This window comes from Gordonia mangrovi, assembly GCF_024734075.1.
Lineage (GTDB): Bacteria > Actinomycetota > Actinomycetes > Mycobacteriales > Mycobacteriaceae > Gordonia > Gordonia mangrovi.
Genome location: NZ_CP102850.1, coordinates 5148082 through 5169866, shown reverse-complemented (window position 1 = coordinate 5169866; position 21785 = coordinate 5148082). Strand labels below are relative to the sequence as shown.

The following is a 21785-nucleotide window of genomic DNA, read 5'->3' as shown; positions in this document are numbered from 1 at the left end:
CTGCACAGTCAGGATGACCAACAGGCGACGGCCGTGTGAATGCCGCGTTCTACGACTGTTCCTCGATGAGGACGACGGTCTGCAGCGGGCTCGACAAGGTGAGGATCGGGCCGAACACGCGCCACGTCAGTGGCACCGAGGTGAACCGGGCCAGCCAGTCGTCGGCGTCGGCACGCGGCGGCGGACACGCCATCATGGTGGACGCGAGCCGACCGATGCGGAGTTGGTCGCCGGACGCGGTCACGCTGCCGGCGTGGCTGTTGCAGCCGGCGTCCATTCCGACGCGGGGCGTCTCGTCGAACGCGACCACCAGTGGTCCGCCGCCCGGGATGGAGCCGCCGATGACGGCCACCGAGGAATAGGTGCGGTCGGCGAGCAGGGTGTAGGGGTCGTCGGGCACCACCGGAGGCACCGGGGCCGGCCTGATGGGCGCGGGTGGCAGTGGCGCGGGACCCGCCGCGGCCGATGCGGTGACCAGAGTCGGCGCCGCCAGCGCGAGGCAGGCCGCGAGCATCGGCACCGATCGACGGAGCAGCCGCGACCGGGTTCGCCGGGGACGGTGCGGTTCGCCGTCCGCGGTGTGGCGGTCGCTTGTCGGTGATGGTGCCTGCGCCCCGATGACTGGCATGGTCCCACGGTACCAACCGGGACGTGCGACGTGGGAGCAGCAAACGGATGAGATGACATCGATTCAACCGTCGGGTGTCTGGCATCGGACGCCCCCGGTGGTTCACGCAGAACCGGTGGGAGCGGCGCGTACCGTGGACGGCGACCTCGGGGCGCCCCGCGGTGACTTTCGACGCGTCTGCGGACGTGGTCGTTCATCGAGTCGGGTGCCACGACCGCTACCCATGCCCGGCAGGCACGAGTCAGGAGAAGTGTTTCGGTGGGAAAGCTGACCAACAGCATGTGGCGCCTTCTCGGCTCCCAGTCATCGCGCAACCAGTCGAAGTCGGTCGCACTGATCAAGGATGCGGACGCGCACACATCCTGGGCCGCCGACCTCACCGACGGTGAGTTCGCCCCAGAGGCCCAGAAACTCGACATCGGTTCGAAGACTGCCGATCGGGCGCGGTTTCTCGCGCTCGTTCGCGAAGCCGCCGACCGCTCGCTCGAGATGCGGCCATTCGACGTGCAACTGCAGGGCGCGCTCCGGTTGCTCGAGGGTGACGTCGTCGAGATGGCCACCGGCGAGGGCAAGACCCTGGCGGGCGCCATCGCCGCCATCGGACACGTCCTGCAGGGACACCGGGTGCACGTGATCTCGGTCAACGACTACCTCGCGACCCGCGATGCCGAGTGGATGGCGCCCTTGTTCGCGACGTTCGGGCTGGTCGCCCGAGCGGTTTCGGAGAACTCCGATCGCGCCGAACGCCAGGCCGCCTACGCCGCCGACATCACCTACGGCTCGGTCAACGAGATCGGCTTCGACGTGCTCCGCGACCAGCTCGCGCTGTCGCCCGACGACCTCGTCTCGCCGACACCAGACGTGGCGATCATCGATGAGGCGGATTCGGTGCTGGTGGACGAGGCGCTGGTCCCGCTGGTGCTGGCCGGTTCGACCGAGACCGAGGTGCCCGATCAGGCCATCCACGAGGTGGTTGCGCGGATGAAGACCAAGCACTACGAGGTCGACGCCGAAGGGCGCAACGTGACCCTCACCGAGGAGGGCGCGGCGTTCATCGAAGAGGAATTCGGTGGGATCAACCTCTACGACGAAGACCACGTCGGTACGACGCTGGTGCACATCAACATCGCCATGCACGCCCACTACCTGCTCGAGCGTGACATCCACTACATCGTCCGCGACGGTGGGGTTCACCTGATCAACGCCTCGCGCGGCCGCGTGGCGCAGCTGCAGCGCTGGCCCGATGGCGTGCAGGCTGCGGTGGAGATCAAAGAGGGTCTCAGCCAGACCGATTCCGGCGAGGTCATCGACACGATGACGGTGCAGGCACTCATCGGTCGGTATCCCACGGTGTGCGGAATGACCGGCACGGCGCTGGCGGCCGGCGAACAGTTCCGGCAGTTCTACGACCTGCTTGTCTCGCAGATCCCACCGAACACCTCGAACATCCGCGTCGACGAGCCCGACCGTGTTTACGACACCAAGGCGAACAAGGTGGAGGCGATCGTCGCGTACGTCAAGGAGGTGCACGAGACCGGGCAGCCGATCCTGATCGGAACCCACGACGTCGCCGAGTCCGAAGAGCTGGCGTACTTCCTCGACAAGGCCGGCGTGTCGACGGTGGTGCTCAACGCCAAGAACGACGCCGAGGAGGCGAAGATCATCGCCGAGGCGGGTGCCCGCGATGCGGTGACCGTCTCCACGCAGATGGCCGGCCGCGGCACCGACATCCGGCTGGGTGGTTCCGCCGACGACGAGGACGCGCGGGCCGAGGTGGTGGAACTGGGAGGACTCTGTGTCATCGGCACCGGACGGCACGACACCCAGCGACTGGACAACCAGCTGCGAGGTCGCGCCGGCCGGCAGGGCGACCCGGGCAGGTCGGTGTTCTTTTCCAGCCTCGAAGACCCCGTCGTCACCAAGAATCTCGCATTCAAGCGGGATCCGGTCTCCCAGTCCGAGGACGGCTCCATGGGGGCCAAGGGCATCGACCTCATCGAACAGGCGCAGCGCGTCGCCGAGGGCGTCATGCTCGAACTGCATGCCAACACCTGGCGCTACAACAAGCTCGTCAATCAGCAGCGCGACATCGTGGTCAAGCGGCGGATGGAGATCCTGACCACCGAGGCCGCGCTCGACGAACTCGCCGATCGCGAGCCGGGACGGTACGCGGAGTTGACCGGTGCGCTGACCGCGGCGTCGGCGCCGGACGAGGCGAGTGCCCAGCCGAGCACCGACGAGTCGACGGCCACCGACGAGTCGGGTACGGGGGAGTCGAGCTCAGCGGAAACCAGCCCAGCGGAAACCAGCCCAGCGGAAACCAGCCCAGCGGAAACCAGCCCAGCGGAAACCAGCCCAGCGGAAACCAGCCCAGAGGAAACGAACTCGGGCGAACTGACAGCCGCCGAGCCGAGCCCGACCCCGCGGGCCGAGCCGGTCGAGCGGCCGGTGCTGGTCCAGGCGGCACGCGAGATCATGCTCTATCACCTCGACCGGGCCTGGGCCGACCATCTGGCGTTCGTGTCCGACGTCCGGGCGAGTATCCACCTGCGATCACTGGGCAAGGAGAGTCCGCTCGACGAGTTCCACAAATTGATCCTCGACGAGTTCGCCACTCTGCCGGGCGACGCCGTCGACAACGCGTGCGAAACTTTCCGCACGGCGACCATCACCAACGACGGTGTCGATCTGGGTACCGCCGATCTGCATCGCTCCACCACGACGTGGACCTATATGGTGCACGACAATCTGTTCGCGTCGGGCGGCGCGAAGACTCTGCAGGGCATCATCGGCATCTTCCGGTGACCGGGGAGGCGGCGGACCGTCCGGGTCCCCGATCGCAGGGTGAGTCGACGGGCGTGGCCGACGATCGGTGGCTGACCGTCCCGAACGCGCTCAGCCTGCTGCGGCTGGTGCTGATCCCGGTCTTCGTCTGGGTGTTGCTGGTCGAAGAGGCCGACGCCTGGGCGTTCGCGATCCTCCTGTTCTCGGGGTTCTCGGACTGGGCGGACGGCAAGATCGCGCGCTGGCTCGACCAGTCGTCGCGGATCGGTGCGTTGCTCGATCCGGCAGCCGACCGTCTCTACATCGTCATCATCCCGATTGTCTTCGGCATCCGGGACTTCGTGCCGTGGTGGCTGATCGCGGTGATCATCGGTCGCGACCTGGCATTGTTCGCCACCGCACCGCTGTTGCGTTCTCGCGGCCTGGTGGCCCTGCCGGTGCTCTACATCGGGAAGGCCGCCACCTTCGCCCTGATGAGCGCGTTTCCGTGGCTGCTTGCCGGACAACTGGATTCGATCATCGGCACCATCTGCTACCCGATCGGGTGGGCGTTCATGATCTGGGGTGTCGGGCTCTACCTGTGGTCGTTTGTCCTGTACGCCTACCAGACGGCGCTCGTGATGCGGCGGATGCCGCGCAGCACGTCGTCGGCAACGTAACCTGAGTCGGTGGAGTCGCCGCCGCAGATGGTGCGACAGACCAGAAAGGTGCACCGTGACCGAAACCAATGTGCCCGCGGGCCTGCGCTATACGGCCGAACACGAATGGGTGGAGAGGACCGGGCCGACCAGCGTGCGGGTGGGCATCACCGATTTCGCGCAGGATGCGCTCGGCGACGTGGTGTTCGTGCAGCTGCCGGCTGTCGATGACGCCGTCGAGTCCGGTGAGTCGTTCGCCGAGGTCGAATCGACCAAGAGTGTCTCGGACATCTATGGGCCCCTGGAAGGTACGGTGGCCGAGGTCAACGGCGAGCTCGAGACGACTCCCGAACTGGTCAATTCGGATCCGTACGGTTCCGGCTGGTTGGTGGTCATCGATGTCGCCGACGAATCCACACTCGACGCGGCACTGGCGGAGACGCTCGACGCCGACGGCTATCGCGCGGCGATCGACGGCTGATTCATCGCACGATGTGGCGGTGAAACACCGGCCCGTGACTCCCGCGGTGTCGACGGTCGGTCGCGGCGACCCCTACGACTATGATCGTCGGTGTCGTGATCGACTCGATCGCCCGTGTGGAGGCCGCGACACGGTACGGTTACTCACAGCAGATCCGGCCCGCCGACGCCAGCGTCGTCGGCCGGACCGAAGCCCGAGGTGGACGATGACGGACCGGCATCGCCGGCGCGAGGGGCATGCGACTCGCGTGCCGCCGCGGGCGTTGACATGTCGGTGATGCCGAGATCCGCGGGCACCGAAACAGACGAAGGAGAAGTGGTGAGCGAAAACGACAAGGACCTCGAGGCGCCGGTGGAGACCACATCGGTTTTCCGGGAGGAGTTCATCTCCGAACTCGACGCCGGGGCGACCACCTCGAGTGAACCAGCCGACACCGGGGTGGAGAGGCTCTCGCCCGGCACGGCGTTGCTTGTCGTCAAGCGCGGTCCCAACGCCGGCTCGCGTTTTCTGCTCGATCAGCCGACGACCTCGGCGGGACGGCATCCCGATAGCGACATCTTCCTCGACGATGTCACGGTCAGTCGTCGCCACGCCGAATTCCGCCTTGGTGACAACGAGTTCCAGGTGGTCGACGTGGGCAGCCTGAACGGCACCTATGTCAATCGTGAGCCGGTGGACACCGCGCAGCTGAGCAACGGCGACGAGGTGCAGATCGGCAAGTTCCGTCTCGTGTTCCTGAGCGGTCCGCGCGACGGCCACGCCGGCGCCTGACGCCGTGACGGCGTCGTCGGCAGGTCAGCGCGGCGAAGGATCGATGTCGATCGGCTCGGTCCTCGCCCTGCTGCGGGAGGATTTCCCGGATGTGACGATCTCCAAGATTCGTTTCCTGGAATCCGAGGGTCTGATCACACCCGACCGGGCGCCATCCGGGTATCGCCGATTCAGCTCGGCCGACGTCGAGCGACTGCGGTTCGTGTTGACCGCACAACGGGATCGGTACCTGCCGCTGAAGGTCATCAAGGAGCAGCTCGAGGCGATCGACCGGGGGGACGGCGGACCGGGAGGCGGCGCCACTCGGCTGATCTCCTCGGCACGCGGTGCGGTGGCACCGGCAACCGACTTCGGTTCCCGGGGAGATCGGGTCTCGCGTGAGGCGCTGATCGACCGGACCGGGGTGGACGCGGCATTCGTCACCGAGTTGCAGCGCAACGGGTTGCTGGCGGCCGGCCCGGCCGGATTCTTCGACGAGGACGCCGTGCGGCTCGTCGAGGCCGCCGCGGCACTCGCCAACTACGGTTTGGAGACCCGCCATCTGCGGGCGTTCAAGGTCTCGGCCGACCGTGAGGCCGGGTTGGTCGCGCAGATCGCGAACCCGATCGCCAAGGGCAAGGGGACCGGTGCGCGGGATCGCGCCGAAGAACTGGTCCGCGAGATCGCGGCACTGTCGGTCACCTTGCACACCCAGTTGGTCAAGGCCGCCGTTCGCGACGTCCTGGACTGATCGGATCGGCCCGGCCGATCTGGGCTCGGGCAGCCGCCATGGCCGTCGCATGCGGTGTAGCGTCGTGTTCAGTGATCGGAGACTCGCGAGGAACCACCCTCGCTCCGACGGTGACCGATCATCCGGCGATCATGAGGAAGCGGGTGCGAGATGGGCGAAATGCGAGTCGTGGGCATTCGGGTCGAGCCACCGCAGAGTCAGCCGGTGCTGCTCCTGCGCGAGGTGGACGGCGAACGGTATCTGCCGATCTGGATCGGGCAGAGCGAAGCCGCATCGATCGCGTTGCAGCAGAAAGGTATCGAGCCGCCACGCCCGCTCACCCATGACCTGATCGTCAATCTGATCAACGACTTCGGCAAGACCCTGCGCGAGGTGCGCATCGTCGACATGCAGGAGGGGACGTTCTACGCGGAGATGATCTTCGCCGACGAACTGCGTGTGTCTGCACGCCCGTCGGACTCGATCGCGGTCGCGATGCGTGCGGGTGTACCCATCGTCGCCGACGAGGACGTGCTGACCGAGGCCGGTCTGCTCATCCCGGAGGAGAGTGGGGACGAGGGTGCTCCGGCAGAGGCCAAAGAGGACGAGGTCGAGAAGTTCAAGGAATTCCTCGACAACGTCTCGCCGGATGACTTCAAGGCGAGTGGCGGGGCGTAGGCCGAGCAGTGTGGGCCCGGGGCGTGTGCTGATGCCGGCGGATTCGGGGTCGGACGGACGGCCCAGATCACGGAATGGACACCGCCAGGTCACCGTTTACTCGATCTCAAGTAGAGGTTGAGGGCTGACCGCGAGTCGCGTTGATTCAGTGCTCGCAGGCCGCATACCGTCGACACGTCGCCCGAATTGAGCGGGGACGAAGGATGATCGTCTGTCAGGCGCGTACTGTTGAAGCAGTCTCGAGGGAGGCCTCGAGGTGACGTGTTTGTCGAGTCGATCCTGGCGTTGCGAGGGAGTCTGCAGTGGGCGATCAGCCGTTCGACGACGAAATGCCGTCACCGACCGAGGTGACTGCGGCCGACGGCGAGGGCCGCGGCGATCGCACCGGCGCGTCGAACCCGGGTACCGCCACCCAAGGCAGTCTCGACGACATCGCGCCGGGCATCTTTCCCAACGACACCGTCCCGGACGACCTGGTCGGCTATCGCGTGCCCAGTGCATGCCAGATCGCCGGGATCACCTATCGGCAGCTCGACTACTGGGCCCGGACCTCGCTGGTGGTGCCGTCCATTCGAAGCGCCGCCGGTTCGGGGAGTCAGCGCCTTTACTCGTTCAAGGACATCCTCGTCCTCAAGATCGTGAAACGGTTGCTGGACACCGGGATCTCACTGCAGAACATCCGGGTCGCGGTCGACCACCTGCGCCAGCGTGGTGTGGAGGATCTGGCCCGGATCACGCTGTTCTCCGACGGCACCACCGTCTATGAGTGCACATCCGCCGAAGAGGTGGTGGATCTCCTGCAGGGCGGCCAGGGTGTCTTCGGTATCGCCGTGAGCGGTGCGATGCGTGAACTGACCGGCACCATCGCCGATTTCCCCGGCGAGCGCGCCGACGGCGGGGTCTCCGAGACCGCACCCGAGGATGAACTCGCGGCGCGTCGTAAGAGCCGGACCCGCCGCACCGGCTAGCGGGACTCCAGTTGTCGCACGACACCAGTGGCGCCGGACGTTACGACCTCGACCTGCGTCCCGCAGTCCTCGACGTATACTGATGACGCGTCGCTGCGTCGCGGGAGAGAGTCGCCGTCGGAAACGGCGGGGGCCGCCGAAGGAGCAACACCTCCTCGTCAAACTCTCAGGCACCCAGGACCGTGATGTTGACGGCGTCTCTGGAAAGTGAGCCGGGGTGACCCGGCTCCGCCCACGGTGAAAGGTCGATCACGACCGAATCTCTCAGGCGCCCACGTGTCCGTTCGCGGATTCCCGGTATGACAGAGGGGGAGGGCCGCAGACCGCCGAAAGGTTGACCTGTCATGCCCGCCGCCCACGACTCCACCCCAACATTCGTCGACCGTCACGTCGGTCCCGACGCCGCCGAGACCGAGCGGATCCTGGCCGCGATCGGCGTCTCCTCGCTCGACGAACTCGCCGCCCGGGTGGTGCCCGCGGTCATCGCCGACGACCCGGAGACCAATGGTCTGCAGTCGCTGCCCGCAGCGGTCAGCGAACACGACATACACGAACAGCTCAGCGAACTGGCGAACCGCAATATCGTCGCTCGGTCGATGATCGGGCTGGGTTACCACGACACCTACACCCCTCCGGTGATCCTGCGCAACGTGCTGGAGAACCCGGCGTGGTACACGGCGTACACGCCGTACCAGCCCGAGATCAGCCAAGGACGGCTCGAGGCGCTGCTCAACTTCCAGACCATGGTCGCGGATCTGACCGCGATGGAGGTGGCCAACGCGTCGATGCTCGACGAGGCGACCGCTGCGGCCGAGGCGATGACGCTCATGCGCCGCGCCGGCAAGTCCCGATCGTCGCGACTGGTCGTCGATTCGGATCTCTTCCCCCAGACACGCGCGGTGATCGAGACCCGCGCAGAGCCGCTCGGTATCGAGGTCGTCGAGGCATCGCTGCATCCCGCGATGCCTGCCTGCGGCCTGCCCGAGGGTGACTTCTTCGGCGTGATCCTGCAGACGCCCGGCGCATCGGGTCGCATCCTGGACATCGGCGCGATCATCGACGCGGTCCATGACCGCGGAGCGTTGGTGTCGGTCGGTGCCGACCTGCTGGCGCTGACCCTCATCACGCCGCCGGGGGAGATGGGGGCCGATGTCTGCTTCGGCACCACGCAGCGCTTCGGTGTCCCCATGGGCTTCGGTGGGCCCCACGCCGGCTATCTCTGCGTGCACACCGCGCATGCGCGACAACTGCCCGGCCGTCTGGTCGGTGTCTCGAAAGACGTCGACGGCAACCTCGCGTACCGGTTGTCGTTGCAGACGCGCGAACAACACATCCGTCGCGAGAAGGCGACCAGCAACATCTGCACCGCACAGGTGCTGCTCGCGGTGGTGGCCGCGATGTACGCGTCGTATCACGGCGCCGAGGGATTGCGGGCGATCGCCCGGCGTGTCCACGAGCATGCCGCCTTCCTGGCCGACAGTCTGACCGTCGCGGGGTTCGCCATCGCCCATTCGTCCTTCTTCGACACCATCGTGGTGCGCGCTCCGGGACAAGCCGACCGAGTGATCGCACACGCCAAGCGGGAGAACGTGAACCTGCGCCGGATCGACGCCGACACTGTCGGTGTCGCGTGTGACGAGACCACGTCCTCGGCCGATCTTGCCGTGGTGCTGCGCGCGTTCAGTGCCGAAGGTGTTCGGCGGCACGCATTCTCGCAACCGATCGAAACCCGGCGCAGCGAGTTCCTGACGCACCCGGCGTTCAACCGGTATCGCACCGAGACGGCGATGCTGCGTTATCTGCGCGTGCTCGCGGACAAAGACATCGCACTCGACCGCAGCATGATCCCGCTCGGTTCGTGCACGATGAAGCTCAACGCCACCGCAGAGATGGAACCGATCACCTGGCCCGGCTTCGCGCGTCTGCATCCCTTCGCTCCGGCGTCGGACACCGTCGGCATCCGCGAGCTGATCTCGACTCTCGAGGACTGGCTGGTTGCCGTCACCGGCTACGACCGGGTGAGTGTTCAGCCCAACGCCGGTTCCCAGGGGGAGTTCGCCGGGTTGCTCGCCATCCGCCGCTACCACCTCGGCCGCGGTGACACCGGGCGCGACGTGTGCCTGATCCCATCGAGTGCGCACGGGACCAACGCCGCGTCGGCGGTCATGGCCGGGTTGCGGGTGGTGGTCGTCGGCTGCCGCGACAACGGTGACGTCGACGTCGACGATCTGCGCGCCAAGATCGGCAAGCACCGGGACGCGCTGGCCGCGATCATGATCACCTACCCGTCGACACACGGCGTGTTCGAACACGACATCGAGGAGATCTGTGCGGCCGTGCACGATGCGGGCGGTCAGGTGTACGTCGACGGCGCGAATCTCAACGCCCTGGTGGGCGTGGCCCGCCCGGGACGATTCGGCGGCGACGTGAGTCACCTGAATCTGCACAAGACCTTCTGCATCCCACACGGCGGCGGTGGACCGGGCGTCGGACCGGTGGCGGTGCGGGCCCACCTGGCGCCGTACCTGCCCGGTCACCCGCTCGACGACGATCTTCCTGGTGACGCGACCATCGCAGCAGCGCCCTACGGATCTGCCTCGATCCTGCCCATCACCTACGCCTATATCGCGATGATGGGCGCCGACGGTCTGCGCCGGGCCACCCTGACCGCCATCGCCTCGGCGAACTACATCGCCGGCCGGCTCGGCCAGTACTTCCCGGTGCTGTACGCCGGGGAGAACGGGTTGGTGGCCCACGAGTGCATCCTCGACCTGCGACCGTTGACCAAGGACACCGGCGTGACGGTCGACGATGTGGCCAAGCGTCTGGCCGACTACGGTTTCCACGCGCCCACCATGAGCTTCCCGGTGGCCGGCACGTTGATGGTCGAGCCCACCGAGAGCGAGAACCTGGACGAACTCGACGCGTTCTGCGATGCGATGATCGCCATCCGCGCCGAGATCGACCAGGTGTCCGCGGGGCAGTGGCCCGCCGACGACAACCCGCTCCGCGGGGCGCCGCACACCGCCGAAGCGCTGGTCGGTGACTGGGATCACCCCTACTCCCGCCAGACCGCGGTGTACCCGCTCGGTCTTCCGTCGGCCGGCGGCCGCGCGAAGATCTGGCCCGCGGTCCGACGCATCGACCAGGCCTTCGGCGACCGCAACCTGGTGTGCAGCTGCCCGCCGATCGAGGCCTTCAGCAGCTGATCCGGTTCTGGCCGCAACCCGCCGGCTACCCGACCGTCGCCGGCCCGCTGTCGGGGCCGTAGACGAGGCGGTTGATGGTGACCGTGGCCGCCGTCTCCGGCTGGGGCATCGGGTTCTCGGTGAGTGGGAACGTGACGGTGGCGGTTTTCGGGGGCATCGGCGCGTCACCGCGGAAACCGAGGTCGGTCAGGACCGCGAGATGTTCGGGCTGACTGACGAATTCGAAGAACTCGGCCACCGCATCGGTCTGTTCGGGAGCGACGTCCTCGCCGGAGAGACGAATGATCGGATAGTCGGCGATCGGCGTCGGACCGCCGGGGATCACCTCGGCGAGCCGTGGGGTGGTGTCCTCGCGGGTCAGTTGGTACAGGGCCTGTTCGGTGATGGCCACGGCGTGAATTGGGGATTCGCCCGGATCCGACGCCTCGGCGATCTCGCGGGCCGCCCCGACCGGGGTCCCATCGGGTGACTGCGGGGCACCCGACGACATGGCCTCGACGCTCGAGGCCACCCGCGGTGAGTTCGCGTCCTGTTCGGTGAGCGTGCCCATGGTCCGGGTGACCTGCATCGCCACGGCCTGCGCCGCCAACGCGGTCGCGTCGGATTGGGCGCCGACCGGCATCGCGAGGCGGATCGAGCCCCAGCTGCCGAGTCCGAAGGCGCCGAGCGAGGCGTCTCGCTGTTGCAGTGTGGGCAGTTGTTGCCAGTCGAGTTGACCGTCGAAGGCCTCGGCCAGCTGCGGCGCGGTGGCCAGCACCACCGGCGAACTGACCAGCGATGCCGGGTTGCCGTCGACGATGTCGGGGCGTGCGGTCATCAGATCGGCCGCCCAGATCGAGGACTGTGGCACCCATGCGGCGGGGCGTGCGCCGAGCGCGACCGGATCCCAGGTCCCGGACAGACCATCCAGGGTCACCTTCGCGTCGCCCGGACGGACTTCCACCACCACACAGTGATCGCGCACCACCGGCCCGGTCTCGGTGTATTCCGTGGCGATGGAGTTCAACGCGTCGGCGACATCCGGGTCGGCGATGATGGGGACGGTGGAGCGACCCTCGACGCAGTTGCCGGCGGCCTGTTCACCCTGCCGGTCGATGCGGTCGCCGAGTTGGAACCACACCACGACCACGGCCGCCACGAGGACGACGGCCAGCAGAGCGCCGACCAGCCCGCGGCTGACCCCCCGACCACGCATCGATGCGCCACGGTCGGTACTGCGATGGTGTGCCAACCCCCCGCCTTCCGCTGTTCCGGGCAATCGTCATCTGTCACCCCGAGCCGACTGTGATCGGGGTGACAGATGACGACGATAGCGGACATCATCCCGCCGGACAGCATGGTGGCCTCTCGACCACTCGTGCGACGGGCCTGTCAGGGCGTCGATCAGGCGTTGGCGGCCTTGAACTCCCGCCGCTTGCGGTGCAGGATCGGCTCGGTGTAGCCACTGGGCTGGGTCGTGCCCTCCAGGATGAGTGCCTTGGCCGCCTGGAATGCGATATTGGAATCGAAGTCCGGTGCCATCGGCCGGTAGGCGGGATCGTCGGCGTTCTGCCGGTCGACCACCGGAGCCATCCGCTGCAACGAGGCCACCACGTCGTCGGCGGTCACGATGCCGTGGTGAATCCAGTTCGCCAGGAGCTGGCTGGAGATGCGCAGCGTGGCGCGGTCCTCCATCAACGCGACATCGTGGATGTCGGGCACCTTGGAACAGCCGACGCCGTGATCGATCCAGCGGACCACGTACCCCAGGATCGACTGGCAGTTGTTGTCGAGTTCCTGCTGCTTCTCCTCGTCGGACCAGTCGGTCTTCGGTGCGAGCGGGATGGTCAGGATGTCGTCGACGCTGGCCGGATCGCGTTTGGCGATCTCGTCCTGACGTTCGAAGACGTCTACGAGGTGGTAGTGCATCGCGTGCAGGGTCGCGGCGGTGGGTGAAGGCACCCAGGCGGTGCTCGCGCCGGCCTTCGGCTGACCGATCTTCTGCTCGACCATGTCGCGCATCAGGTCGGTCATCGCCCACATACCCTTGCCGATCTGGGCCTTGTGCTGCAGCCCGGCGGCCAGCCCGGTGTCGACGTTGAAGTCCTCATAGGCCGCGATCCACTTCTGCTGCTTCATCTCGCCCTTGCGGATCATCGCGCCCGCCTCCATCGACGTGTGGATCTCGTCGCCGGTGCGGTCGAGGAAGCCGGTGTTGATGAACACCACGCGATTCTTGGCGGCCTTGATGCACGCCTTGAGGTTGACCGTGGTGCGGCGCTCCTCGTCCATGATGCCGACCTTCAGCGTGTTTTCCGGCAGGCCGAGGACCTGCTCGACCCGGCCGAACAACTCGACGGTGAAGGCGACCTCGTCGGGGCCGTGCATCTTGGGCTTGACGATGTAGATCGAGCCGGTGCGGGAGTTCTGCACGCCGCCCTGGGTGGACAGGCCGTGGATGGCCGCCAGCGAGGTGACCAGGGCGTCGAGGATGCCCTCGGGCACCTCGTTGCCCTCGGCGTCGAGTACGGCCGGATTGGTCATCAGGTGTCCGACGTTGCGCACAAACAGCAGGGACCGGCCGTGCAGGTCGAATGCGGAGCCGTCGGGAGCGGTGTAGTCGCGGTTGCCGTTGAGTGTCCGGGTGAAGTTCTTGCCACCCTTGCTGACCTCTTCGGCGAGGTCGCCCCTGTTCAGCCCCAGCCAGTTGCGGTAGCCGAGCACCTTGTCGTCGGCGTCGACCGCGGCCACCGAATCCTCGAAGTCCATGATCGTGGTGATCGCCGACTCCATCACGACATCCTTGATGCCGGCCGGGTCGGTCTTGCCGATCGGGGAGTCCGGGTCGATCTCGATGTCGAGGTACAAACCGTTGTGGCGCAACAGGATCGACGACGGTGCTGAAGGCTCCCCGCGATATCCGGCGAAGGCCGAGGGATCGGCCAGTGTGGAGGTCTTGCCGTCGGCGAGGGTCACGCCCAGTGCGCCATCGGCGATCGTGAATGCCGTCACATCGGTGTAGCTGCACTGCTCGAGCGGGACGGCCTTGTCGAGGAAGTCCTTGGCGTACGCGATGACCTTGTCGCCGCGCACCTTGTTGTAGCCCTTGCCCTTTTCCGCGCCGTCGGTCTCCGGGATCACATCGGTGCCGTAGAGGGCGTCGTACAGCGATCCCCACCGCGCGTTGGATGCGTTGAGTGCGAAGCGGGCGTTGAGCACCGGCACCACGAGCTGCGGGCCGGCGGTCTCGGCGATCTCGCGGTCGACGTTCTCGGTCGCGATCTGGAAGTCGGCCGGAGGCTCCACCAGATAGCCGATGTCGGTGAGGAACTTCTTGTAGGCGGCGAAGTCACCGGCGACGTTGTTGTCCTTGTGCCACTGATCGATCTTGGCCTGCAAATCGTCGCGGATCGCGAGGAGTTCCTCGTTGCGCGGGGTGAGGTCGCCGATGACCGATGCCGCACCGGCCCAGAAGCTGTCGGTGTCTACACCGGTACCGGGCAACGCCTCGTTGTTGATGAAGTCATACAGGACGGTAGCGACCTGCAGCCCGTTGACGGTGGTCCGGTCAGACATGACAGCCTTTCTCCTACGGTGAATCGACGTATCCATGCTACTCGCCGGTAATCGGTGCTTCGCGGGGATCCCGTCAGGTCTGTCCGAGCAGCTCGCGACACCGATCGGCCACCCTGGCCCGCAGGATCGCGCCCGCGTCCGCGATCTCGGATTGCTCGCGGACATACTGCGCGCGGCCGGTGGGTGTTTCGATCGGCACCGGGGGGTAGCCGAGGGCCCGCAGGTCGTAGGGACTCGCGCGCATGTCGAGCTCGCGGGACCGCAGTGCGAGGGCGAAGCTGTCGAGGGTCAGAGCAGAATCGATCAGCGGCGCGAGCGTGAAGCAGGCCCGGTACAGATCCATCGTCGCGTGCAGGCAGCCCGGCTGTTCATCGGACAGTTGGCGGTCGCGGCTCAGCTCTGCCTCGTTGTGGGGTCGAGCAGCCGGCGTGAAGAACCGGAACGCGTCGAAATGGGTGCAGTGCAGTGGCATCTGATCGACCACGGCGTCGGTGCCGGCCCGGCCGAGGCGTAGCGGCAGATCGTGACGGATGTCGTCGGTGCGGTAGACCATCGCCCATTCGTGCAGGCCGAAGCAGCCGAGCCGGGCGGGGCGTGAGGCGGTGGCGCGCAGCAGCGCCTCGGTGGCCGCGAGCGCACCTGTCCGTGAGCTCAGATATGCGGGATCCACCGAGACCCCGCCGTCGACGCGACGGTAGCCGCGCATCGACAGGAATTCGTCGGCGTCGGCAAGGACGACACCGTATCCGGGATGCCAGCGCCGGACATGTGCCGGACGTGACGAGTAGTAGGTGAACAGGAAGTCGATCACCGGGTGTTTCGACCCGCGGCGACGGCTGCGCAGATAGTCACCGATCAACGCGTCGACCCGCTCGCGGTGCCGCTGCCGTCGCCACTCCCACTCGCCGCGCGACAGCCTCGTTTCGGTGACGGCGCCGGTCATGGGGTCAGACATCGCCGTCACACCCGGTGGGTCTCGTCGCGGACGTTGCCGACGAACTCCTCGACCAGGTCGGCGAGCGCGACCACCCCGATGGTGCGGCCGCTCTCGCCGACCACCGCGCCCAGGTGGGAGCTCGTGCGACGCAGGGTGGACGTGGCCTCCTCGAGCAGGGTGGTCGAGGCGATCACCGGCAGGGGGCGGATCTTGGAGATGCCGATGATGGTGTCCGGTCCGATCTGCTCGTCGAGGATCTCGTCGAGGACGTCCTTGAGGTGCAGGTAGCCCGTGAACGTGCCGTCGGGTCCGCGGACCGGGAACCGGGAGAACCCGGTGTCGCTCACCGCCCGCTCGACCGATCCCAGCGTGGGTCCGGTGCCGCCGGTCATCTCCTCGACCTCGACCGACACGCTGCGCAGGCTGTCCAGTGGGATCATCACCTCGCCGACGGTGCGGCTGACCGACTGCAACGCTCGGGTGAGTCGTTCATGCTCTTCGGCGTCGATCAGACCTTCTTGCTTGGATTCGGCGATCATCTGGGCCAGCTCGCCCGGGGAGACACTCGAGGCCAGTTCGTCCTTGGGCTCCACCCGCATCAGGCGCAGCGAGATGTTGGCCAGCCAGTTGTAGAACGCGATGAGCGGTCGCGCGATCCGGATGAACATGAGGTGGGCCGGAACGAGCAACATGGCCGACGTCTCCGGGCCGGCGAGCGCGATGTTCTTGGGCACCATCTCGCCGATGAGGATGTGCAGGACCACCACCAGCGACAGCGCGATGGTGAAGGAGATCGGATGCAGCAGGGCCTCGGGTACGTGGACGAGATGTAGCGGCCGCTCGATGAGATGTGCGACCGCCGGCTCGCCGACACGTCCGAGCAGGATGGAGCAGATGGTGATACCCAACTGGGCACCGGCCAGCATCAGCGACAGCCGCTCGCCGGCGCCGATCACCGTCCGGGCACGCTTTTTGCCCGCTTCCTCCAGGGCCTCGAGCCGGTCGCGGCGCGCGGAGATCAGTGAGAATTCCGCTCCGACGAAGAATGCGTTGCCACCGAGCAGCACGAAGGTGAGCAGCACCGCCCAGAGGTCACCCACGGGTCACCTCCGCGTCGCCGATGGGTTGTAGCGAGACGACGTCGATCCGTCGTCCGTCCATCTGGGTGACGGTCGCCCGCCAGGCGATCTCGTTGTCCTCGGTCGGCTCGTGTTCCTCGTCGTCGGCGTCGGCCACCGGGGTTCGGTCGGGCAGGTCGACCGTGTCGCCGACCTCGGCTATCCGACCGAGACAGAACATGATCAAACCGCCCAGGGTGTCGTAGGACCCCTCGGGTGCGCGGTACCCGGTGGCGTCGGCGACCTCGTCGATCCGGAGCAGGCCCGAGCACAGGAAGCCGGCGCCGTCCTCGGCCACGTCGGCGCGCTCCTGGTCGTGCTCGTCGGTGACGTCGCCGAGGATCTCCTCGATCAGATCCTCGGTGGTGACAATGCCGGCGGTACCGCCGTACTCGTCGATCACCACGCACAGTTCCATACCGTCGGCGCGGATTCGTTCCATCAGCGAGTCCCCGTCGAGGCTGACCGGTACCCGCGGCACACCCCGTGCGATCGACGCGACGGTCGTGTCTGCGGCGCGTTCGGGACTGACCGTGAACGCCTGTTTGATGTGGACGACGCCGACGAGGTCGTCGAGGTCGCCGTCGATCACCACCGGGAAGCGTGAGTGCCCGGTCCGTGAGGAGGCCATCACCAGATCCCGGATACTGTCGTCGCGATCGAGGCATTCGATGGTGACGCGCGGTGTCATCAGATCCTCGGCGGTGAGTTCGCCGAAACGAAGCGAGCGGTCGACGAGAGCGGCGGTGCCGGCGTCGATGGATCCCTCACGGGCAGAGTTGCGCACCAGCGACACCAGTTCCTGCGGTGAGCGCGCCGAGGCGAGCTCCTCGGCGGGTTCGATGCCGAGTCGTCGCACCACCCAGTTCGCGGAGCCGTTGAGTCCGTTGATCGCCCACCGGAAGGCGGCCGAGAAGATCGTCATCGGGCCGGCGGTGGCGCGGGCGACCGTCAGCGGTTTCGCGATCGCAAGGTTCTTCGGGATCAGCTCGCCGAGGACCATCGACAGCGACGTCGCGATGACCAGCGCCAGAATCAGCGACACGCCTCGGGTCATCGACTCGCCGAGCCCGAGCGCGGTCAGCGCGGGGGAGAAGATCCGGGCCAGCACCGGCTCGGCGATGTAGCCGGTGATCAACGTGGTGATCGTGATACCGAGCTGGGCGCCGGAGAGCTGAAACGACAGGGTGGAGTGGGCGCGCTGAACCAGTCGGGACCGGCGGTCGCCGCGGGTGTCGACGTCGTCGGAGATGGTCGACCGTTCCAGCGCGGTGAGCGAAAACTCCGCAGCCACGAAGAGTGCGGTGCCCAGGGTGAGGGCGAGAAAGCCGACGAGGCTGGCGACGAGGAGGAAGATCTCCAACCGTCACCACCCGACCGGTAGCGGGCGCCCTTCGGCGAATCCGGCGGCCGACTGCACACCCAGGACGACCTTGTCGTGCAACTCGGCCAGGTTGTGGGCGCCCGCATAGGTGGCGGTGCTGCGCAGTCCCGAGCAGATGTGGTCGATCAGGTCCTCGACCGAGGGCCGATCGGGGTCGAGGCGGATACGCGAACTCGAGATACCCTCCTCGAACAACGATTTCCGAGCGCGATCGTAGGCGCCGTCGCTCGCCGAGCGAGCGGCGACGGCACGTTTGGACGCCATGCCGAAGCTGACCTTGTACATGCCCTGGCCGTCGGTCTGCAGATCACCGGGCGACTCGTAGGTGCCGGCGAACCAGGAGCCGATCATCACGTTCGACGCACCTGCGGCGATCGCGAGTGCCACGTCGCGCGGATGGCGTACACCACCGTCGGCCCACACGTGGGCGCCCCGCGCACGGGCCGCGTCGGCGCACTCGGCAACGGCAGAGAACTGCGGGCGACCGACGCCGGTCATCATGCGAGTGGTGCACATGGCGCCCGGTCCGACGCCGACCTTCACGATGGTGGCGCCGGCGTCGAGGAGATCGGTGGTGCCCTGTGCCGACACCACGTTGCCGGCGGCGATCGGCACCCCCGGGTCGGCCGTGGCGACGGCCTCCAGCGCACTCAACATCTTCTCCTGGTGTCCGTGCGCGGTGTCGATGACCAGCAGGTCGGCGCCGGCCGCGGCGAGTGCCTTTGCCTTGCCCACCACGTCGCCGTTGATTCCGACTGCGGCGGCGATGCGCAGCCGGCCCGCGTCGTCGACGTTGGGCCGATAGATCGCGTGTCGTAGCGCACCCAGACGGGTGAGGACGCCGGCGAGTCGGCCGTCGTCGTCGACGAGTACTGCCAGACCGAGGTGCCGGTCGCCCAGCGCGTCGAAGACGTCGCGCGGTGCAGTGTCCACGGGCAGCGTGATGATGTCGCGGTCGAGCACCTCGCGCACCCGCGCGAACCGGTCGACGTCGCGGCACCGTTTCTCGGTGATCACACCGATCGGCCGACCGTCATCGACCACCACGGCCGCCCCGTGCGCACGCTTGGGAATCAGGGCGAGGGCCTCGGAGACCGAGCTCTCCGCGGTGAGCGTGACCGGGGTGTCGGCGACGAGATGCCGAGACTTCACGTGATCGATCGACGCCGACACCGCGGCGATCGGCAGGTCCTGCGGGAGGACCACCAATCCACCGCGGCGGGCGACGGTCTCGGCCATCCGCTTGCCCGCGACCGCGGTCATGTTCGCGGCGACGATCGGGATCGTCGTCCCGCTTCCGTCCGAGGTCGCGATATCCACGTCGAACCGTGACGTCACGTCCGACCGGTTCGGCACGATGAACAGGTCGTCGTAGGTCAGGTCGTGGGTGGGCGCGTGGCCTTCCAGGAATCGCACGGTACTGCCGAGGCTCCTCTCAGGCCGTGACTTCGGTCCGGTCACCGCTCCACAGGGTGTGGAACGTGCCCGGCTTGTCGATGCGCTGGTAGGTGTGCGCACCGAAGAAGTCGCGCAGACCCTGGGTGAGGGCGGCCGGCAGCCGTTCGCTGCGCAGGGCGTCGTAGTAGGAGAGCGATGACGCGAAGGCCGGGACCGGGATGCCCATCGTGGTGGCGGTGGCCACCACGCGGCGCCAGCTGTCCACCGCGTCCTCGAGCGCAGTGCGGAAATACGGCGCGAGCAGCAGGCTCGGCAGTTCCGGATTCTCCGCGTAGGCGTCGCGGATGCGGTTGAGGAACTTCGCCCGGATGATGCAGCCGCCGCGCCAGATGGTGGCCAGATCTCCGGGTGCCACATCCCAGCCGTACTCGGCGCTGCCGGCGGCGATCTGATCGAAGCCCTGCGCGTAGGCGACGACCTTGGACGCATAGAGCGCCTTGTTGATGTCGTCGACGAAGGTGGTGGTGTCGGTGGGTGCGGCCGACAAGGTACCCGACTCCAGACCCTGGGCCTGTTTGCGCTGATCGGTGGCGCTGGACAGTGCCCGCGCAAAAACGGCCTCGGCGATTCCCGTGGTCGGGATGCCCAGATCGAGCGCCGATTTCACGGTCCAGCGACCCGTGCCCTTCTGACCGGCCGCGTCCACGATGACGTCCACGAGCGGTTTGCCGGTCTCGGCGTCGACCTGGGAGAGCACCTCGGCGGTGATCTCCACCAGATAGCTGTCGAGGTCGCCGGAGTTCCATTCGCGGAACACGTTGGCGATGTCGGCGACCGGCATGTCGAGTGCCTTGCGCATGAGGTCGTAGGCCTCGCCGATGAGTTGCATGTCGGCGTACTCGATACCGTTGTGGACCATCTTCACGAAGTGGCCCGAACCGTCCGGCCCGATGTGGGTGCAGCACGGTTCACCGTCGACGTGTGCCGAGATCGACTCCAGCAGGGGGCCGAGGGACTTGTAGGACTCGGCGGGACCGCCGGGCATGATCGACGGGCCGTTCAGCGCGCCTTCCTCACCGCCGGAGATGCCGGCGCCGACGAAATGCAGCCCGCGCTCGGCGAGTGCGCGTTCGCGCCGGATCGTGTCGGTGTAGAGCGCGTTGCCGCCGTCGATGATGATGTCGCCGGGTTCCATCGCAGCGGCGAGTTCTTCGATGACGGCGTCGGTCGCTGCACCCGCCTTCACCATGATCAGTACGCGGCGTGGGCGTTCGAGCGCGGCGATGAACTCCTCGACGGTCTCGGTCCGGATGAACGAGCCTTCCGAACCGTGCTGTTCGATCAGCGCGTCGGTCTTCGCGATGCTGCGGTTGTGCAGGGCGACCGTGTAGCCCTTGTGGGCGAAGTTGCGGGCGATGTTCGAGCCCATGACGGCGAGACCGGTGACACCGATCTGGGCTTTCGTCGCGTCAGTGGGGTCCGAGTCGGTGGCGGCAGAAGTCGTCATGGCTGCAAGCCTATTGCGTGCGGCGCGGTGTCACGAGCGGGAGGGTCACGAGCGTGGCTGTGAAGTGGTTCACGCCGCCGAGATCAGTCGGCTGAGTTCGGTCAGCCACGGGATCGCCACAGCCAAGGTGGGCACCACCAGGATCGCCGCCGCGGCCGTGTAGGCGGAGACGGCGAGAAGTCGGGTGGGACGCTCGTCGCGCAGCCGATGGATGCGCGCCAACGTGGTGGGGCCGCCGACAGCCATCGCCCCGCGCGGCGCGACCGCATCCGCACACGCGACCAGTGCGCGTCCGAGTGTGGTGGGGGCGGTTGCGCGCACGGCCTGATCGTCGGCGAGGGACTCGACGAGCAACTCGACGGCGCCGAGTGCCGACTTGCTGCGGACGACCCGCGGGAAGGCCTCGTGGAGCGCGATGAATGCCTCCAGGACCAGGTCATGGCGAGCGCGCAGGTGCGCGCGTTCGTGGGCGAGTACCGCGGTCAACTCTGCCCGGGTGAGGCGGGCGACGACGCCTTCGCTGACGACGACTCGCTGCCGGAGCCCGGGTAGGCAGTAGGCGAGGGGCTGTTCCACATCGATCATGCGCACATCCCGGCCGAACAGCGGATGCGACGGGTCGCTGCGATGGCAGCGATCCAGGATGTCGATGAGCTGGCGGTGCGTGTGGCGTCGTGCGCGGGTGCGGACGCCGACGCGGATCACCGTGTACATCAGTCGCGCGCCGATCATCAGCGTGAGGGCGAAGACACCGACCAGGGTGAGCCACAGTGGCAGGCCCAGCCGATCGATCTCATGAAGTGGATTGGTGGTCGGCGCACCGTCCGGGCCGGGGGCCAACAGGTTCGCGGCGATCGCGAGGCCACAGCTGAATGCCGACAACACCCCCGCCAGGGCAATCGCCTGCCACAGCGTCATCGCCGCGCGCGGGGCGTGGACCGGCCACGAGGCGCGCGACATGGCCTCGGCGGCGGGGCCGACCAACACCAAGGTCAGGATGCCGAAGAAAAGCGCGGTCAT

The 21785-nt window shown here is 67.3% G+C and carries 18 protein-coding genes and 1 riboswitch; of the genes, 8 read left to right on the top strand and 10 right to left on the bottom strand.

What is annotated here, in order from left to right:
• Positions 1-49: 49 nt before the first annotated feature.
• Entirely contained in the window at positions 50-628 is a 579-nt protein-coding gene (locus NWF22_RS23455; RefSeq protein WP_160904247.1) for an META domain-containing protein, read from the bottom strand.
• Between the two features lie 258 nt (positions 629-886).
• On the opposite strand from NWF22_RS23455, the gene secA2 reads away from it, so the two are divergent.
• The 3 genes from secA2 to gcvH are packed head-to-tail and all read left to right on the top strand — an operon-like array spanning position 887 to position 4531.
• Positions 887-3433: an accessory Sec system translocase SecA2 gene (gene secA2, locus NWF22_RS23450; RefSeq protein WP_160904248.1), complete on the top strand. Its 2547-nt coding sequence runs from the start codon at positions 887-889 to the stop codon at positions 3431-3433.
• A 53-nt stretch (positions 3434-3486) separates the two neighbouring features.
• The gene (locus NWF22_RS23445; protein WP_258321260.1) at positions 3487-4071 is read left to right on the top strand and encodes a CDP-alcohol phosphatidyltransferase family protein; all 585 of its coding nucleotides are present in this window, start codon (positions 3487-3489) and stop codon (positions 4069-4071) included.
• A gap of 55 nt (positions 4072-4126) precedes the next feature.
• Positions 4127-4531 (top strand): glycine cleavage system protein GcvH, encoded by a 405-nt coding sequence (gcvH, locus tag NWF22_RS23440; RefSeq protein ID WP_160904250.1) that lies wholly within the window; start codon positions 4127-4129, stop codon positions 4529-4531.
• 143 nt (positions 4532-4674) lie between these two features.
• On the opposite strand, the gene NWF22_RS23435 is transcribed toward gcvH, so the two are convergent.
• Positions 4675-4827, bottom strand: a complete 153-nt coding sequence (locus tag NWF22_RS23435; protein WP_160904251.1) for a hypothetical protein — start codon at positions 4825-4827, stop codon at positions 4675-4677.
• A 19-nt stretch (positions 4828-4846) separates the two neighbouring features.
• Here NWF22_RS23435 and garA point away from each other — a divergent pair, with 19 nt between their 5' ends.
• The 5 genes from garA (at position 4847) to gcvP (ending at position 10866) form a co-directional block, all read left to right on the top strand.
• Positions 4847-5302 carry a glycogen accumulation regulator GarA gene (garA, locus tag NWF22_RS23430; RefSeq protein ID WP_160904252.1) on the top strand — a complete coding sequence of 152 codons (456 nt, stop codon included), beginning with the start codon at positions 4847-4849 and terminating at the stop codon, positions 5300-5302.
• A gap of 4 nt (positions 5303-5306) precedes the next feature.
• Positions 5307-6032 (top strand): transcriptional regulator FtsR, encoded by a 726-nt coding sequence (ftsR, locus tag NWF22_RS23425; protein WP_444881598.1) that lies wholly within the window; start codon positions 5307-5309, stop codon positions 6030-6032.
• Between the two features lie 150 nt (positions 6033-6182).
• The gene (locus NWF22_RS23420) at positions 6183-6689 is read left to right on the top strand and encodes a bifunctional nuclease family protein (RefSeq protein WP_160904254.1); all 507 of its coding nucleotides are present in this window, start codon (positions 6183-6185) and stop codon (positions 6687-6689) included.
• Positions 6690-6991: 302 nt separating this feature from the next.
• Positions 6992-7657, top strand: a complete 666-nt coding sequence (locus NWF22_RS23415; protein ID WP_258321259.1) for a MerR family transcriptional regulator — start codon at positions 6992-6994, stop codon at positions 7655-7657.
• Between the two features lie 91 nt (positions 7658-7748).
• Positions 7749-7850, top strand: a riboswitch (glycine riboswitch).
• 151 nt (positions 7851-8001) lie between these two features.
• Entirely contained in the window at positions 8002-10866 is a 2865-nt protein-coding gene (gene gcvP / locus NWF22_RS23410; protein WP_160904255.1) for an aminomethyl-transferring glycine dehydrogenase, read from the top strand.
• A 25-nt stretch (positions 10867-10891) separates the two neighbouring features.
• Here gcvP and NWF22_RS23405 read toward each other — a convergent pair whose 3' ends face one another.
• The 8 genes from NWF22_RS23405 to NWF22_RS23370 all read right to left on the bottom strand — a co-directional run bounded on the left by NWF22_RS23405 (position 10892) and on the right by NWF22_RS23370 (position 21785).
• Positions 10892-12097 (bottom strand): substrate-binding domain-containing protein, encoded by a 1206-nt coding sequence (locus NWF22_RS23405; protein WP_160904256.1) that lies wholly within the window; start codon positions 12095-12097, stop codon positions 10892-10894.
• Positions 12098-12249: 152 nt separating this feature from the next.
• Positions 12250-14421, bottom strand: a complete 2172-nt coding sequence (locus NWF22_RS23400; protein WP_160904257.1) for a malate synthase G — start codon at positions 14419-14421, stop codon at positions 12250-12252.
• Positions 14422-14494: 73 nt separating this feature from the next.
• Positions 14495-15376: a 3-methyladenine DNA glycosylase gene (locus NWF22_RS23395; protein WP_160904258.1), complete on the bottom strand. Its 882-nt coding sequence runs from the start codon at positions 15374-15376 to the stop codon at positions 14495-14497.
• Positions 15377-15381: 5 nt separating this feature from the next.
• Positions 15382-16458: a hemolysin family protein gene (locus NWF22_RS23390; RefSeq protein ID WP_160904259.1), complete on the bottom strand. Its 1077-nt coding sequence runs from the start codon at positions 16456-16458 to the stop codon at positions 15382-15384.
• Positions 16451-17839 carry a hemolysin family protein gene (locus NWF22_RS23385; RefSeq protein ID WP_160904260.1) on the bottom strand — a complete coding sequence of 463 codons (1389 nt, stop codon included), beginning with the start codon at positions 17837-17839 and terminating at the stop codon, positions 16451-16453. The genes NWF22_RS23390 and NWF22_RS23385 overlap by 8 nt, the downstream gene beginning before the upstream one ends.
• Positions 17840-17842: 3 nt before the next feature.
• The gene (gene guaB1 / locus NWF22_RS23380) at positions 17843-19276 is read right to left on the bottom strand and encodes a GMP reductase (protein WP_160904261.1); all 1434 of its coding nucleotides are present in this window, start codon (positions 19274-19276) and stop codon (positions 17843-17845) included.
• Positions 19277-19295: 19 nt separating this feature from the next.
• Positions 19296-20765: an NADP-dependent phosphogluconate dehydrogenase gene (gnd, locus tag NWF22_RS23375; protein WP_160904262.1), complete on the bottom strand. Its 1470-nt coding sequence runs from the start codon at positions 20763-20765 to the stop codon at positions 19296-19298.
• A gap of 69 nt (positions 20766-20834) precedes the next feature.
• On the bottom strand, positions 20835-21785 hold the full coding sequence (locus NWF22_RS23370) for a M56 family metallopeptidase (RefSeq protein WP_160904263.1): 951 nt from the start codon (positions 21783-21785) through the stop codon (positions 20835-20837).

Excerpts from the sequence above, each read along its gene's own strand:
- NWF22_RS23455 (WP_160904247.1), bottom strand. The coding sequence starts at position 628 with ATGCCAGTCATCGGGGCGCAGGCACCATCACCGACAAGCGACCGCCAC.
- NWF22_RS23420 (WP_160904254.1), top strand. The coding sequence starts at position 6,183 with ATGGGCGAAATGCGAGTCGTGGGCATTCGGGTCGAGCCACCGCAGAGT.
- gcvP (WP_160904255.1), top strand. The coding sequence starts at position 8,002 with ATGCCCGCCGCCCACGACTCCACCCCAACATTCGTCGACCGTCACGTC.
- NWF22_RS23400 (WP_160904257.1), bottom strand. The coding sequence starts at position 14,421 with ATGTCTGACCGGACCACCGTCAACGGGCTGCAGGTCGCTACCGTCCTG.
- NWF22_RS23395 (WP_160904258.1), bottom strand. The coding sequence starts at position 15,376 with ATGTCTGACCCCATGACCGGCGCCGTCACCGAAACGAGGCTGTCGCGC.
- gnd (WP_160904262.1), bottom strand. The coding sequence starts at position 20,765 with ATGACGACTTCTGCCGCCACCGACTCGGACCCCACTGACGCGACGAAA.
- NWF22_RS23370 (WP_160904263.1), bottom strand. The coding sequence starts at position 21,785 with ATGACCGCGCTTTTCTTCGGCATCCTGACCTTGGTGTTGGTCGGCCCC.